Annotated in this window: 18 protein-coding genes; all 18 read left to right on the forward strand. The window is 60.6% G+C overall.

The genetic code is table 11. From position 1 onward, the window contains the following. Positions 1–34: 34 nt before the first annotated feature. The 18 genes from nrdI to CHEID_RS02425 all read left to right on the forward strand — a co-directional run bounded on the left by nrdI (position 35) and on the right by CHEID_RS02425 (position 15,426). Complete coding sequence (gene nrdI, locus CHEID_RS02340) at positions 35–445, forward strand: class Ib ribonucleoside-diphosphate reductase assembly flavoprotein NrdI (protein ID WP_181645840.1); 411 nt, start codon at positions 35–37, stop codon at positions 443–445. A gap of 19 nt (positions 446–464) precedes the next feature. Further along, the gene (locus CHEID_RS02345) at positions 465–650 is read left to right on the forward strand and encodes a hypothetical protein (RefSeq protein ID WP_112768627.1); all 186 of its coding nucleotides are present in this window, start codon (positions 465–467) and stop codon (positions 648–650) included. Continuing rightward, the gene (locus CHEID_RS02350) at positions 647–1,060 is read left to right on the forward strand and encodes a hypothetical protein (protein WP_112768628.1); all 414 of its coding nucleotides are present in this window, start codon (positions 647–649) and stop codon (positions 1,058–1,060) included. Before CHEID_RS02345 ends, CHEID_RS02350 begins: the two co-directional genes overlap by 4 nt. 852 nt (positions 1,061–1,912) lie before the next feature. Then, the gene (locus tag CHEID_RS02355; protein ID WP_112768629.1) at positions 1,913–2,257 is read left to right on the forward strand and encodes a hypothetical protein; all 345 of its coding nucleotides are present in this window, start codon (positions 1,913–1,915) and stop codon (positions 2,255–2,257) included. A gap of 97 nt (positions 2,258–2,354) precedes the next feature. Then, a complete protein-coding gene (locus tag CHEID_RS02360) occupies positions 2,355–3,743 on the forward strand; it encodes a hypothetical protein (protein ID WP_146743805.1) in 1,389 nt (462 codons plus the stop codon). Between the two features lie 12 nt (positions 3,744–3,755). Then, a complete protein-coding gene (locus CHEID_RS02365; RefSeq protein ID WP_112768631.1) occupies positions 3,756–5,021 on the forward strand; it encodes a phage portal protein family protein in 1,266 nt (421 codons plus the stop codon). Beyond that, positions 4,996–6,147, forward strand: coding sequence for a head maturation protease, ClpP-related (locus tag CHEID_RS02370; RefSeq protein WP_181645841.1), 1,152 nt, complete (start codon positions 4,996–4,998; stop codon positions 6,145–6,147). Before CHEID_RS02365 ends, CHEID_RS02370 begins: the two co-directional genes overlap by 26 nt. 24 nt (positions 6,148–6,171) lie before the next feature. Beyond that, positions 6,172–6,567, forward strand: a complete 396-nt coding sequence (locus CHEID_RS02375) for a DUF2190 family protein (RefSeq protein WP_146743806.1) — start codon at positions 6,172–6,174, stop codon at positions 6,565–6,567. Positions 6,568–6,589: 22 nt separating this feature from the next. After that, positions 6,590–7,513, forward strand: a complete 924-nt coding sequence (locus CHEID_RS02380) for a phage major capsid protein (RefSeq protein WP_112768634.1) — start codon at positions 6,590–6,592, stop codon at positions 7,511–7,513. A gap of 2 nt (positions 7,514–7,515) precedes the next feature. Continuing rightward, positions 7,516–7,716, forward strand: coding sequence for a hypothetical protein (locus CHEID_RS02385; RefSeq protein WP_112768635.1), 201 nt, complete (start codon positions 7,516–7,518; stop codon positions 7,714–7,716). 15 nt (positions 7,717–7,731) lie between these two features. After that, complete coding sequence (locus tag CHEID_RS02390; RefSeq protein WP_238599216.1) at positions 7,732–8,157, forward strand: Gp19/Gp15/Gp42 family protein; 426 nt, start codon at positions 7,732–7,734, stop codon at positions 8,155–8,157. Then, positions 8,154–8,489, forward strand: coding sequence for a hypothetical protein (locus tag CHEID_RS02395; RefSeq protein WP_146743807.1), 336 nt, complete (start codon positions 8,154–8,156; stop codon positions 8,487–8,489). The genes CHEID_RS02390 and CHEID_RS02395 overlap by 4 nt, the downstream gene beginning before the upstream one ends. Beyond that, the gene (locus tag CHEID_RS02400) at positions 8,489–8,758 is read left to right on the forward strand and encodes a hypothetical protein (protein WP_112768637.1); all 270 of its coding nucleotides are present in this window, start codon (positions 8,489–8,491) and stop codon (positions 8,756–8,758) included. Before CHEID_RS02395 ends, CHEID_RS02400 begins: the two co-directional genes overlap by 1 nt. 1 nt (position 8,759) lies before the next feature. Continuing rightward, positions 8,760–9,137 (forward strand): hypothetical protein, encoded by a 378-nt coding sequence (locus CHEID_RS02405; RefSeq protein WP_112768638.1) that lies wholly within the window; start codon positions 8,760–8,762, stop codon positions 9,135–9,137. Next, the gene (locus tag CHEID_RS02410) at positions 9,137–9,769 is read left to right on the forward strand and encodes a hypothetical protein (protein WP_112768639.1); all 633 of its coding nucleotides are present in this window, start codon (positions 9,137–9,139) and stop codon (positions 9,767–9,769) included. Before CHEID_RS02405 ends, CHEID_RS02410 begins: the two co-directional genes overlap by 1 nt. 148 nt (positions 9,770–9,917) lie before the next feature. Next, entirely contained in the window at positions 9,918–10,232 is a 315-nt protein-coding gene (locus CHEID_RS02415) for a hypothetical protein (protein ID WP_112768640.1), read from the forward strand. Continuing rightward, positions 10,202–10,627 (forward strand): hypothetical protein, encoded by a 426-nt coding sequence (locus tag CHEID_RS02420; RefSeq protein ID WP_112768641.1) that lies wholly within the window; start codon positions 10,202–10,204, stop codon positions 10,625–10,627. Before CHEID_RS02415 ends, CHEID_RS02420 begins: the two co-directional genes overlap by 31 nt. Before the next feature lie 8 nt (positions 10,628–10,635). Next, on the forward strand, positions 10,636–15,426 hold the full coding sequence (locus tag CHEID_RS02425) for a phage tail tape measure protein (RefSeq protein ID WP_112768642.1): 4,791 nt from the start codon (positions 10,636–10,638) through the stop codon (positions 15,424–15,426).

The raw sequence follows: 15,426 nt of genomic DNA on the forward strand, positions 1-15,426 counted from the left end.
GTGTACGACGATGAACCCATCGAGCTGGTCCACGATGAGCCATGAGCACACACCCCTGGCCTACTACTGGTCATCCCCCAGCGGGAACACTAAAGCCCTAGCCGACAAGCTGCAGTGCGAGACGCGCCCAATAGGGGAAGGCGCGACTGCACCCTACATCCTCATCACCCCCACCTACGAGCAACCACGGGCGGGCAACACGATCCCGCCACAGGTAGCGCGCTGGCTCGAGAACAACCACAGCCTACTGGTTGGGGTGATAGGCACAGGGAACAGGAACTTCGGCGGGCTGTTCTGCCGGGCTGCTGTGGACGTGAGCACCACCTACCGCGTGCCCGTGCTACACCGCTGTGAACTACGCGGCACGGACGCTGACACGCGCACCATCGACGCGGGCATAGCCCAACACTTCGACACACTCACACGACTCAGGGGGATCACGTGACCACCTGGAGGGAGGACCCATGACCAACATAATCGCGGGCGCAATGATCGGAGTGGGCACAGCACTATCGTTCGTGTCTATCGCTATGTTCTCAGACGACCTGATCGAAGGAAGACTGTCCACCCGGAAGAAGGTTATCTGGGCCATAACGCTGTGCATAGGCCCGGCGATGATCGGAGCGGGCATAGGGATGGTGAACAATTGAGTGAACGAATCGGCACGTGGAACCTTGCAGAGCTAGGCCGCAGCATTAAGCAGTTCAAGCGCGACCATGCAGCCATTGAGTCCAACATCCGCACGCTCGAAGCAGACGGTGCAGAGCAAGACGTGATCCTCCGCGAGAAGGTACGCCTGGCACGGCACATCAACGATTACGTGTGGAACTTCCAGCGCATGCGTGAGGACGTTGAGCTACAGCTCGAAGGCCACCCCCTGCAAACCATCGCCTACCTCGTTGCCCGGCGCGTGAGGCTCTACCCACTGGACCGCTACTGGAAGAAGCACCGCGTTGTCGGCCAGCTGAAGGAAGGTATGCGGATAGGGGGTAACGAGTGGATTTGGCTACCGGGACCGGCAGTGAAGCCGGAGTTCAACCATGACTGCGCCGAGGCGTAGCGCCTACCTATCCCCGCACAGCCAACCGATAACGACTATGAGACAAGACAACCAAGGACATACACCATGACCACACGACACACACGGGTAGACGCAGCACCCGTCCACACCCACTACACCACAGCCATACTCAACTCAGGCGTACACATCACCGTATGCGAGGGCACCCTAGACCAATGCAGAGAAGCAGCACAACAGTGCATTAGTAGCGAGCTAGAGGACACCCCGCTCATCTCAACCAGCAGCGCGCCCGGCTCCGACCTCGCCTACATCAAACGCTCACAGATAGCGGCAGTGACCATCGGCCACTAGCCCCAACCCCAAGGGAGGTAGACACCCGTGGCACCCACCACCACTACCACCCGAAGAGGCTACGGCAACAGACACCAACAACAACGGGCACGACTCATCCGCAACCACATCGACGGCACACCATGCCAATGGTGCGGACAACCCATGTACAAACAAGCACACAAGAACTTCGATGAAGCACCACTCGAAGCAGACCACGAGGAACCACTAGCGGACAACCGCACACGGAGGAACCTCGCAACCCGCTTGTTGCACCGCCGCTGCAACCGACAACGCGGGGCGGGAAGGACACCGCCAGTGAGAAATATGCAGACCCATGAGAAAACTGCGCATGACGTGCAACGAACCAGGCCCGAAAGCTGCCTCAACTGGTGAAGGCGAAAACCCCCTCTGACCTGCGACGATAGAATCTTGAGGGGGTTGGTCAGATGACTCCGCCCCGCCGCTGGAAGGCAACCTTTTTTACGCGGTGCAAAAGTTACGCATTCTCGCAGGTCAGGGGGCTGGGTCTTATTCACGTTTTATTCAGGGGGTGGGCCGTTGTCGTGGTCTGAGGGAGACGAGTTCAACGAGGGCGGTAAGGCACTGTTTGGCTCATTGTGTCGCGAGTCTGATTCCGCTGCTACGCGGGCGTTGATTGTGGAGGCTGCGCGGGCGAAGGACAGGCTTGATCGGCTGCATCTGGTGGTCCGTGGTGATGTGGACTCGTGGACGCGGGTGTTCCGCTCTGGGGATGCTGGGGAGCTTGTGTTGAAGCTGGATACGGCAGTGTCGGAGCAGAGGCAGTTGGCGACGGTGTTTAGGCAGTTGCTCAACGAGATCAGGGAGAGGCAGGGTGAGGACGTTGGGGATGATGAGCCAGACGGCCTCGCCGGTTTGTCCTGAGTGGCCGTCGTTGACGGGGCGGCAGGAGCCTGAGCATCTGCGGTTCGTTGAGGGGGACACCTCGCGCGGTGATTCTGCTGTGGAGTTGGCTAGGCGCGTGGGTTCTAGGCCGATGCCGTGGCAGGAGGACATGGTGCGGTACATGAGCATGACGGATGAGCGTGGCCGGTGGCGGCATTCGGATTGCGTGCTGGTGTGTCCGCGTCAGAACGGCAAGTCGGAGATCATGGCGATCATTGTGCTGTACCGGATTTTCGTGCTGCATCACACGGTGATTTTCACGGCGCAGCAGTGGAAGACTGCGGAGGATCTGTATAAGCGCACGTTTGCGATGGTGAAGGCCCGCCGTTTTTTGCTGAAGCGGGTTGAGAAGACCAGGTGTTCGCAGGGGCGTGGCGAGATTTTCCTCCGTGATGGTGGTGGGGTGACGTTCACTACCCGCTCGCAGGATGCTGGCCGTGGTTTGTCGAAGATCGATTTGGTCATCTACGACGAGGCGTACAACCTCACGGAGGGCGAGACTGCGGCGCTAAACCCGACTCAGCTTGCCGCTGAGGACCCTCAGACGATCTACACGTCTAGCGCGGTGAACAAGTTCAAGCACGCTAATGGTGAGCTGTTGAGCGCGTTGCGTAGGGATGGTTTGGAGGGCACGGACCCGTCACTGTTCTTCGCTGAGTTCATGGCCCCTGATGGTGCTGACCGTTTGGAGCCTGAGACGTGGCGGCTGGCTAACCCTTCGTTCGGGGCGATCATGGATGAGGGGAAGGTCGCTAAGCTGATGCGCGGCATGTCCACGGAGGACGGGCGTGTGGCGTTCGATGTGGAGGCGCTGGGCCGGGGTGAGTGGTTCGAGGACTTGTCTGAGGATGAGTTCACGCCGGTTCTTGATCCGGAGGTCGTGGAGGCCGCGTTTGTTGCGGACCCGGATCTGCGCGAGCACAAGGTTTTCGCGGTGGATGCGTCACCCGATGGCGCGTGGTTGTCTATCGCCGCTGGGGTGAAGGTCCCGGCGGGTGTTCATGGCACTGTCGGTTATCACGGCCGGTTTGACACGGATGAGTGCGTGGCGTTCCTGAAGGGCGCTGTGGAAAAGAACAATCCGGCTGCGGTGATTATCGACCCGAAGTCTGCGGCGAACACTCTGATTATCCCGCTGGAGCGGGCTGGGGTGCGTGTCACGACGATCAACTTCTCGCAGGCGCAGCAGGCGTATGGGTCGTTTGTGTCCCGATTGTCGGAGCATAAGTGGACGATGGACCGGAACGCGGATGTGGTTGAGGCTTTTGGTTACGCACAGCCGCGCGTGATGCAGTCCGGTTCGATGTGGGATCGCTATTCGGGGGATGTGACCGTGTTGTGCGCGCTGTCGTTCGCCATGTGGGGGTGTGAGGCGTTTGAGCCTAAACGCCGACCCCGGCAAAAGGTGAGCGTGGGCGCTGTTGATTCTGCGCAGGTTTCGTCCTGGCAGATGCTTAATTTCTAAGGGGGTGGTTGTGTGGCTGAGATTGGTCATGCGTATTCGGCTGCTAATTCCCCGTTGGCTGAGTCCAACTGGGATTTGAAGTGGCCTCAGTCTGTGCGCACGTTTGCGAAGATGCTGCGTGAGGATGCGCAGGTCCGTTCGGTGCATAAGGCTGTGACGTTGCCTATTCAGCGCACGACGTGGCGTATCGACCCGAATGGTGCTGCGGATAATGTGACGCGGCTTGTGGCGGAAGATGTGCGCCTGCCGATTTTGGGTGATGATGGGTCGAACCCGTTGGCTAACACTGGGGGGCACTTCAGTTTCCAGCAGCATTTGTATTGGGCGCTTCATTCGTTGACGTATGGGGCGATGTATTTCGAGAAGGTCTACGAGGTCGTGGACGGCAGGGATCGCCTGCGTAAATTGGCACCTCGTTTGCCTGATTCGATTACGGCTATCAATGTGGCCCCTGATGGTGGTTTGGAGGGGATTGAGCAGCGCCCGTTGCCGGGTGAGCGGGGCCGTGGTGTTGAGCCTGTGGTGATCCCGGTGGAGCACCTTGTGGCGTATGTGCATGACCCGGTGTTGATGGATTGGCGGGGCACTAGTTTGTTCCGGCCGGCCTACAAGCATTGGGTGCTGAAGGACCAGCTTTTGCGCTTGGAGGCGCAGGTGTTGGAGCGTAACGGCATGGGTGTGCCGGTGTATACCACGAGTGATGATTCGATCACTGGCATGGATCTGCAGGATGAGATCAGGCAGGGGTTGGATATTGCGACGGGGCTGCGGTCTGGCGCTACTGCTGGCGCGGCTATCCCGCATACCGCGTCATTGTCTGTGGAGGGCACGAAGGGGCAGCTTGTGTCGCCGCGTGAGGCGATTGCTTACCAGGATTCACAGATTGGTAAGTCTGCGCTGGCGCACTTCCTGAATTTGGAGGGTAAGGGCGGTTCGTATTCGCTTGCGGAGGTACAGGCGAATATCTTCGTCCAGTCGTTGCAGACGGTGGCGGAGACGATTACGGACACGTTCAATCGTTTCGTGATTGAGCCGTTGGTTGATCTGGCTTTCGATTCGTCTGGCGGGCCTTACCCGAAGCTGGTGTGCGATCCGATTGGCACGAAGACTGATCTCACTGCGGAGTCGCTGGCGACTTTGGTGAGTAATGGGATCATTCTGCCGGATCGTGACCTGGAGGAAGAGATGCGTAGGCGGGGGAGCCTGCCGCCGAAAAGGCCGCTAGATAAGCCGGTGAATAATGGGGGAGCTAATGCTGCAGATCAAAAACCTCAGTGAGTCGAAAGCTGAGCTGTTTGTGTATGGGGAGATCGGCTGGGAGACGGATGCTTACGCAATCGCCCGTGAGGTTTCCTCGCTCGATGTGAGTGAGTTGTCTGTCCGTATCCACTCGCCAGGCGGCGACGTGTACGACGGGTTGGCGATCATGAACGCGCTGAAGGCGCACCCGGCGCATGTCACCGCTGTGGTTGAGGGGCTGGCGGCTTCCGCCGCGTCGTTCATCGCTGTGGGTGGTGCGGATCGTGTGGTGATGCGGCCCGGCTCGGAGTTGATGATCCATGACGCTATGACCATCGCCCTCGGTAACGCTGAGGATCTTGGTAAGGCGCTGGGTGATCTTGATCGTGTGTCGAACACACTGGCTGAGATTTATGCGGCGAAGGCTGGCACGCCTGCTGATATGTGGCGTGAGGCGATGCGCGCGGAGACGTGGTTCACGGCTGACGAGGCGGTGGAGGCTGGTCTGGCTGATGAGGTTTCGTCCGTGGATGAGCCGCTACCGGCTGTCGCGTTGGCTCGTGGCCGCGTGATGAATGTTTTTTCAGGTCGGCGGGGAAAGCCCCCGCGCGAGCTTCTGAACCATGAGGTTCGGGGAGGGGATTCTGGTATGGCCGATGAGGTCAAGAATGAAGAAGTGATTGAGCCTACGGAGGCTGTCCAGCCCGCTGAGTCGGAGGCTGGGGAGGTTTCTGAGGCTGTGGAGGATCAGGCTGCGGTCACCTCCGAGGATGGGGAGGCTAGCGAGTCTGAGTCTGCCGAGTCTGCTGGTGGTGAGGCTTCCGATGGTGAGGCTGAGGCATCTGAGGAGACTGTGGTGACTTTGGACCGCGCCCGCTATGAGGAGCTGTTGGCCCAGCTCGCTGAGGGGCAGGAAGCCCTGAAGGTGGTGGCGCGCCGCGAGGCTGAGGATTTCGTGGATCGCGCTATCAGCGAGGGCCGGTTGGGCGCTGCTTCCCGTGACCGGGAGGTGTCGAACTACCTGGTGGATGCGGGTGAGACGCGGGCGCGTATTGAGGCGCTTGCGGTTGGCCGTATCCCCCGCTCTGAGAAGGGGCATTCGGTCCCGGATGAGGGCGTGTCGGTGACCAATAAGCGACCGCGTGGGCCGATTCCGCGCGTCTAAGACCTGAAGAAAGAGGTTTGAGTTTTGTCTAATCCTGTGTTCCGCCAGGGGCCTATCACCTTCGATGTGACCGCCCCGGTTGAGAAGTTCCGTTTCGTGAAGCTGGAAGAGAATGGCGTGTCTCACGCCGCTGCTTCTGATGCTGTGTTCGGCGCTGTTTCGTCCGCTGCTGTGAATGGTGCTGCGGGCGAGTGGCGCACCAATGGGGATTTGCGCCCCACCAATGTTGCGGTGCATTTCGGCCCCGCTTCTGTGCTGATTGAAGCCGCTGATTCCGAGGAGTTCGCTGTTGGCTCCCCGGTGTACGCCGCCGCTGATGGCAAGGCCGCTGCGTCTGGCACGACTGCCGCTGGTGTTGCTATCCGACCCGTTGAGAACGGTCTTGTGACTGTTCTGCTGACCGGCCCGGCTGTGGCCTAAATCCTAGAGGGGGAGAAAACCTATGGCTAACATTTTCACCGCGTCTTATGACGCTAACACCATTCCGGTGTCTGAGATGGTGAAGGACCCTACCTTCATCCCTGAGCAGACCCTGGAATACCTGGATGGTTCTTTCTTGGAGAACCTTCTGTTCCGCGATGGTGGTTCTAACGCTGGCGCTGTTGCGTACCGTGAGGCCGCTGCCCCGTTCCTGATGCATGATGCTGAGAACGTTGCTGAGGGCGCGGAGATTCCGGTTGCTGGCCTGCAGATTGGTGAGGCTAAGACCGCTATTGCTCAGAAGAACGCGCTGGCTATCCGCGTGTCTCTGGAGATGATCCGCCGTAATTCGGTGGATATGGTCACCAAGCAGCAGACCGCGCTGCAGAACACGATGGTGTCCACTGGTGTGAAGGCTACCCTGAACGCTTTCAACTCCGCTCCGATCCAGACCCTCGCTGCTTCTGCCGCGTGGGGTGCGCAGGGTTCCGATCCTGTGAAGGATGTGCTGGATGCTGTGGAGCTGGTGCAGGGCGCTACCGCTGACCGTTCCGGGGTGGAGGGGCTGTTCAACTACAACCCGTCTCACCTTGTGTTGCACCCGAAGAAGCTGACCGCGCTGCTGCGTAACGAGCAGGTGCAGCGGTTCTACGTGGGTGACAATGCCGCCGATAACCCGGTTTACCGTGGCGTGCAGAACGTGTCCCTGTTCGGCTTGACCGTGGCCACCTCCCGGTGGATGAACCCGGAAGACGTGTACGTCCTGGAGTCCGGCGTGGCTGGCTTCATCTCCACCGAGATGCCGCTGCAGATGACCCCCCTCTATGAAGAGGGCGGCGCTTCCGGCTCCGGTGGCCCGCAGCAGACTTGGCGCACTGACGCTTTCCGCAGCCGTGTTATCGCTGTCGATAACCCGAAGGCTGTCGTGAAGATCACGGGGGCCTAGTCGTGAAGATTCGCCTGCTGGTTGACCAGTGGGACGAGCCGACTGAGGGCGGTTACCTGACCCACGTCAAGGGGGATGTGGTGGATGCTGGTGAGGCTGACGCTGCGCGCTTGGTGGGTGCGGGGGCTGCTGTTGGTGTCCCTGTGGAGTCTGAGAAGAAGGAGGCCCCTAAGCGCCGTGTGAGGCGTGGGGGCGATAAGTAGAAGGGGGGTGGGCGCGTGGCTTATGTGACCGTGGAGGCACTGGAGGCGCGCCTACCGCGCCCGCTGGACCTGGTTGAGCGTGGTCGTGCGGAGACGCTGCTGGGCGATGCCGAGGATCGTGTGCGCGAGGAGCTTGGCCGTGTGGGCCGGGACTTGGATTCGGAGTATTTCTCCCGTCCTGGGTTCGGGTACACGGTGGATCGGGTGATCCGCGAGATGGTGGCTGCGGCTGTCCTGATCGGCGTGAATGCTGGCTACAGGTCGGTTGCTTCTACTACCGGCGCGGAGTCTGATTCGGCGACGTTCGCTGGGGATAATCCCGGCTGGGGCAACGTGTATTTGACGGAGGAGCATAAGCGCGATCTGGGTTTGCCTGGCGCTGCGCGCCCGTCCGGACGGTTCCCTATGCCGTGGGTGTGGCCGGAGCGTGATGTGTGGTGAAGTACACGGAGCCTGTTGAGCTGATCGAGCCGCGCGCCGTGGATGACGATGGGCTTCCCGTGTCTGGTGGTGGTGGCCGCGTTGTGGTGAATGCCCGCGTGCAGCCGCTTGTGCTGGATGAGGACGCGGGCCGTGATCGTTCCGGCACGTACACGGAGCTTCGGGTGTTCGCACCTGCTGGTACTCGTGTCGTGGAGGGGATGATGGCGGTGATCCGTGGCGAGGTGTTCCGCGTGGAGGAGCCGTCGTGGGATTGGTCGCGGTTCCGCCGCCCCGTGTTCGCGGCGCATTCCCCGTCTGTGGTGTTCGTCGTGAAGCGGGGTGAGGGCTAGTGCGGATCAAGCTGCCTGAGTCCTGGTTTGAGAAGACGTGGAACATCGTGGAGCCTCAGCTTCAGCAGAAGGTGGATGCCGCATCGAAGAGTGTGCCCGCTGATTTTGAGGTGGCGTTGACCCCGAAGCGTGACCGGAATAACCGGCCTGTTGTGCTGATGGTGATGAAGGGGCCGCACGCTTTCGCTTCGGAGGTGAAGCACGGGCACATGATGCGCGCCGTGGCCCAGCAGGGCTGCGATGTGCACCGCTACGTGGGGGAGGTGTGACATGTACGTTCAGCGCAACGCCGCGTTGGAGATACGCCGCCAGATAAGGGCGCACTTCCGTTCCATCCCGGTGCTGTCACACGTCCCTGACAATGCCCCCGACGCGGGGGTTTTCGTCACTGTGGCGGACAACGGCACGTCTACGAACACCCGCCTGTGGGCGCGGGAAAATATCCGGGTTGTTGCGTACTCGGATGTTGAGATTGATTCACGCAACCTGGCTGCGCTGTTGGATGCGTGGCTACTCGATCCTGCCAATGTGGCGGGGTATCAGATCCTCCCCGGGGCCGGTTTGGTGACCGCCTGGGATGAGAAGTTGGGTCTGTGGATCACAGCCGTCACGGTGGCGGCGATCACTACTAAGAGGGGGATTTCCTGATGGCTGATGCTGCCAAGAATGTGAACATTTGGAAGGACGCGCGGGTCTGGATCGCTGATAGCGAGACCGCGAAGGTCGGCACGAACGGCGAGTTCGGCGACGATTGGGTGAGCGTGGGTGTGCTCGCCGAGGGGTCGTCTATCGGCCAGGAGCCGGAGACTGACCGCGTTGAGATCAAGGCGTTTGGTGGTTCTCTGATCACCACCGACCAGAAGTTCTCGAAGGATGTGCGCACGTTCACTGCCCTGGAGGATAACGACACTACGTTCTCCTTGATCTGGCCGAACGCGTACAAGTCTGCGAACGGTTCGTTCATCCTGCGGAAGCCGACCGACGCTCTGAAGATCGTGGCGTTTGAGACCACGAATCAGCGCGGCGAGAAGGTTGTGGACGTGACCCGCCAGAAGGCGAACGTTTACCCGTCCAGCATGGAGAAGTCCGACGATGGTGCGTCCACTGTGGAGTTCACTGTGGAGGTCCGCGCGGATGACAAGGACACGCTGTACGAGCGTCACACTTTCGATGGGTCTGCTGTCCCTGCGGATGTTGATTTCATCCGCTTCGAGGTTGATGCTTCGCAGCCTGATCCGGTGGGGACTGTGAACGAGTCCGACACTGGTGAGACGGTCTAGCTTTCGGACCGGCCCCGTGGGTGGTGGGGCGGTATAAGTAGCCAACCGTTTTCGGGGTGGTGGGGGTTTCGTGTGTCGGCTCCCGCCGCCCCCCTGTTTTAGCGAGTTTATAGACACACCATTTTTCGACAAAAGAGGAGACACACACATGGCTGATAAGAAGACGGTGAAGGCCGCTAACGAGGCTAAAGCGCTGGTGCGTGAGGCTACCGGCGATTACCCGGACCCGATTGACGTGACGTTCGAGGTGCGGGGTCAGGAGGTGACGGTTCAGTGCCCCCCGACGATTGAGGACGCGCCGTTTGAGGTGCCGATGCTGATTGAGGATGAGAAGCCGATGAAAGCTTTCATGCTCATGGCGGGCGATGAGGGCCGTCAGCGTATGCGTGAGGCCGGGGCGACGGTGAAGGATTTCACCCGGTTTATCGAGGCGTGGCAGGAGGCTGCTGGCCTGGGAAACTAATCGCCGATCTGCCCCAGATTAAGCAGCATTCGCCGGAGGTTGAGGCGGATCTGCTGCGGTTCTATGGGGTGGATTACCGGGACAGGTGGCGGGGCAGGTTGTCTATCCGTCGCCTGTTGGTGCTTGTGCGTGGATTGCCTGATGATTCGGCGTACAAGTCCGCTGTTGGTGGGGTGTTCCCCATCAGCCCGGAGACGATGGTGCTGATGGACCTGTTTCACGCTGTGTCGGGGCAGAGGCATTGGTATAGGACCGCGAAGGCTGATACGGACAAGCGGCAGCGTTTGGCGCGTGAGCGTGAGGCTAGCCGCGCCCGCGTGGCGAAGATGCGTCGTGAGGCGCGTGAGCATAACGCGCGGGTGTTGGCCCGTCGTGCTGCTGAGGCGAACAACTAGGGGGACTTATGGCGGGGGCAACAGGCTACGCGGTTTTGCCGGTAACGGTGTCTTTGAAGGGCATCACGCAGCAGCTGAATAGTCAGCTGGAGCAACCGGCGAAGGCGGCCGCTAAGCGGGCTTCGGATTCGATTAATAAGCAGCTCGCTAGCGGGGCTACTGCTGCCGCCGCTGAGGTTGAGAAGGCCCGTAAGCGGGAAGAGTCGGCGACGAAAGCTGTTGTTGATGCTGAGGCTAGGCTGCAGAAGGCCCGGTCGGATTCGGAACAGAAGGCTAAGGCGGTTGAGTCTGCTGAGCTGAAGCTGAAGTCCGCGCGTGATGGTGCGGATGCGAAGGTTTCTGAGGCTGAGCGGAAGCTCGCGGATCTGCGGGCGAGTGGTAAGGCTTCTGCGGATCAGGTTGCTGAGGCTGAGAAGCGCCTGGAGTCTGTGCGCGCGGGGCAGGGCGCGAAGGTTCTTGATAAGGAGAACCAGCTTGCTAAGGCCCGCGACAATGCGAAGTCTTCGTCGGATCGTGTGAAGTCTGCCGAGGATCAGTTGAAGGGCGCGCGGGCTGGCGCGCAGGATGCTACGGACAATCTCACTGCCGCGAATAAGCGCCTTGATGATTCGAACCTGAAGGCTGAGAAGTCCGGCATGTCTTTGGCCGAGGTGGGCCATAAGCTGAAGGGCGCGTTCGTTGTCGGCGCTGGCGCTGTTGGCGCTGCTGGCGCTGCCCTGTTCAAGGTCGGTAAGGACTTCGATGAGGGGTTCGATTCGATCCGTGTTGGTACTGGCGCTTCTGGTGAGGCGTTTGATCGGCTGAAGGAGTCGGCCCGCGCGGTGTACAAGGAGGTACCTGCTGGCGCTGATGGTTTCGCCGGGGTTGCTTCCACGCTCGCTGACCTGAACACCCGTCTTGGCCTGACGGGTAAGCCGTTGGAGACGGTGACTGAGCAGTTCGTTCAGCTGAAGAACCTGGGCATCGACGCTGACATCAACGCGGTGTCGCAGGCCATGAACGGGTTCGGCGTTGAGACGCAGGACATGCCGAAGTTCATGGATGAGCTGTTCCAGGTGTCTCAGGCCACGGGCGTGAGCGTCACTGATCTTGCGAACAGCGTTGTCAAGGCCGGACCGCAGTTGCGCGCCTTCGGGTTCAATGCGAAGGACTCTGCCGCACTGGTTGGCCTGATGGACAAGTCCGGTATGGACGCGGACAAGACGCTGCAGTCTATGCAGCGGGCGTTGGCGAATTTCGCTAAGGACGGTAAGGACGCTCCGAAGGCGTTGCGGGAAACGATTGATGAGATTGACCGCCTAATCAAGTCCGGCGATGAGTCGGGTGCGGTGAACCTGGCTAGTAGCATCTTCGGCACCCGTGGTGCTGCGCAGTTCGTGGATGCCGTGAAGCTCGGTACGGTCAACGTCGAAGACTTCATGAAGGCGACGGGGGCCACGAGTGACACGATTCTTGGTGTTGCTAAGGAGACTGAGGATTTCGCTGAGAAGTGGGATCTGTTTAAGCAGCGCGCTATTGCTGCTTTGGAGCCGGTGGCGGCGAAGGTTTTTGACGCTATGGTTCCGGCCTTGGAGAAAGCATGGGATGCGCTGACGAAGGCTGTTGGCGCTATCAAGGCATTTGGCGAGTGGGTGCAGCGCAATAACACGTGGCTCGGCCCGCTGGCCGCGTCGTTCAGCGTTGTCGCTGGCGCTGTTGGCTTGTACGTGCTGCAGATGAAGATCGCGGCGTTCTGGTCGAAGGTCATGGCCGCTGGTGGTCTGATCAAGTACTTGAAGACGCTCACGTCTGTGACGAAGATCCAGACGGCTGCACAGGCCGCGATGAATGCGGTGATGAACGCTAACCCGATCTTCCTGGTCATCACTGCTATTGCAGCGCTTGTCGCCGGTCTCGTTTACTTCTTCACGAAGACGGAGACGGGCAAGCGCGTGTGGGCTGCGCTCGTTGAGAAGTTCAAGGAGGCGTGGGGCTGGATTAAGGACAAGATGGCCCCGGTGTTCCAGTGGATTGGGGATGTAGCCGCTGCTGCGTGGGAGCTGATCAAGCTCGGGTGGGACAACCTTGTCCACTCGATGCAGTGGGCTTGGGAGAACATCCTGAAGCCGGTGTGGGATGGGTTGTCCATCGCGGTGATGTGGTTGTGGAACAACGTGTTGAAGCCCACGTTCGATCTGATTAAGGGCGATTGGACCGTCCTTGTTGGCGTGATGAAGTGGGCGTGGGAGAACATCTTGAAGCCCGCTTGGGATGCGATAGCTACCGCTGCGCAATGGCTATGGACCAACGTTCTCATGCCTGTGTTCCAGTGGATCAAGGACTCCTGGACTGGCTGGACCATCGCGGCTAAGTGGGCATGGGAGAACATCCTGAAGCCAGCCTGGGATGCTGTTTCGTTGGCAGCTCAGTGGTTGTGGACGAATGTGCTCATGCCGGTATTCAACGCTATTCGTGGCGCGTGGGACGCGCTACTGAATGCGATGAAGTGGGCGTGGGAGAACATACTCAAACCCACGTGGGACATCCTCCAGGCCGCTGCGTGGTGGCTGTGGAATAACGTTCTGATGCCCGTGTTCGGGTTTATCCGTGGCGGCTGGGATGGACTGATCAACGCCATGAAGTGGGCGTATGACAATATCCTGAAGCCGACGTGGGACGCTTTGGGCGCGGCCCTCCAGTGGTTGAATGACAACGTTATCCAGCCGATCCTTGGGTGGATTCAGGACCGCTGGAACCAGATGGCTGAGGGCATCCGCTGGGTGCGGGATAACGTGATCCAGCCGGTGTTCGATGCTGTCGGGCAGGGCCTCGATACGCTGCAGGGCTGGTTTGGCCGCGCGGTGGATGCGATTGGGCGGACGTGGGACACGATCCGGGATAAGACCGCCGCCCCGATCCGGTGGGTTGTGGATACGGTCTACAACAACGGTATCAAGAAGGCCTGGGACAGTATTGCGAAGTTCATTGGCTTGGACCCGCTGGACCCGGTTGAGCTGAAGTTCGCCCGTGGTGGCGTGATGCCCGGTTACACTCCTGGCCGCGATGTGCACAACTTCGTGTCGCCGACGGGTGGCCGTCTCGCGCTGTCTGGCGGTGAGGCGATCATGCGCCCGGAGTGGACGCGGGCTGTGGGCGGGCCGAGGGCCGTGGAGGCGATGAACTCCGCTGCCCGCAAGGGCCAGCTGTTCACCCCGGATAAGCGCCAGCAGCAGGACAACAAGCGGATCGCTAACGCTCATGCCCTGGGCGGGATCATGAAGTTTGCTGCCGGTGGTGTGGTGGAGGCGATGACCTCCATCGTGCAGAAGAAGTACCCGATGATTCAGATGACCTCGGGGTACCGTAACTCGAACGACTACCACGGGGCGGGCCTGGCTGGTGACTTCTCTAACGGGTTCTCGAACACCCCGGAGATGCTGGCGTTGGCTAACGACATCGCCGATACGTACCCGGGTTCTCTCGAGCTGATCCACGAGGCCCCCGGGTTCGACCGGCAGATCAAGAACGGCCAGTTCGTTGGTGGCGGTGGCGGTTCGTGGGGCTTCTACGCGGGCGCTGGCGATCACGCTAACCACGTGCACTGGGCTATGAACACCCCGCCGACGATGGACTTCGGTGGCGGCGTGTTCAAGGGCGGTTCCAGTGGTTCCAGTGGTGTGGGGGGTTACCTCCGCAGCAAGGCTAAGGGCATCTGGGATGCTGCCGTGGGGAAGTTGGCGGACTCGATGCCGCAGCTCCCTGGCCTTGTGGGCAAGCTGCCGAAGGCGGCGCTAGACACGTTCACTAGTAAGGCGTGGGAGTTCCTTAGCTCGAAGCTACCGATGGGCGGTGGTGGCGGTTCTGGCCCCAACGCCGCGTGGGATGCGTCCGCTGGCGCTGAGCAGTGGCGCGGCATGTTGATCGAAGCGTTCAAGAATCAGGGCGAGGACCCGCGCCCCGATTTGGTGGATGCTTTGGTGCGGCAGATCGACTCTGAGTCTCATGGCGACCCGAATGTGGCGCAGCAGATTGTGGACCAAAACGGGACCGGCGAGTCCGCTGGTGTTGGTTTGTCGCAGGTCATCCCCACCACGTGGGCGGCGTACCGTGACCCGGCGTTGCCGGATAACCGGCGTGACCCGTGGGCGCACACCAACTTTATGGTGCGTTATTTCCGCGACCGGCACGGCTACGACACTGGTTTCGTCGGTCAGGGCCACGGGTGGAAAACCGGCGGTGTTTTGCCGATGAACCTTCCCGCCGCCCTGTACGACCAGGGGGGTTACCTCCAGCCGGGGCAGATGGGCGTGAACCTATCCACGAAACCGGAACCCGTGTTCACCGGGGACCAGTGGCAAGTGCTGCGGGATGGCCTGGCGAAGTCCGGCGAGGTCCTGAAGGTGTTCAGCGACGCTTTCACGAAGGGGCAGTTAGATGATGCGCGGAACGTTTTCGGCCTGCCTGATTGGGATTCCATCCCTCTGGTGAAGTTCCAGAAGGAGTGGGCTGGCCTGGTGGAGAAGCAGGGCGCTGATGCGTCGCAGACTGCGGTGAATACCGCGCGGACTGCTGATGCGACTGAGGCGCTTGCTGGTGAACCTGCCCAGGCGGTGACCGCTCAGGGCCAGGTTGGCGCGGCTGGGATGCAGGCTGCTGGTGGTGCTGCCGCTGCTGGTGGTATGGCTGCGCAGTTCGGTGGTGTTCCGGGTGCCGCTGCTATTGGGCAGACGGTGCAGATCGTCACGGCTGACATGGCTCAGGCGTGGCAGAAGTTCAGGACGATGCAGGCCCAGGGGGCTGCGGGACTCATGGGGGTGTAG

The sequence above is a fragment of the Corynebacterium heidelbergense genome (assembly GCF_028609845.1).
Lineage (GTDB): Bacteria > Actinomycetota > Actinomycetes > Mycobacteriales > Mycobacteriaceae > Corynebacterium > Corynebacterium heidelbergense.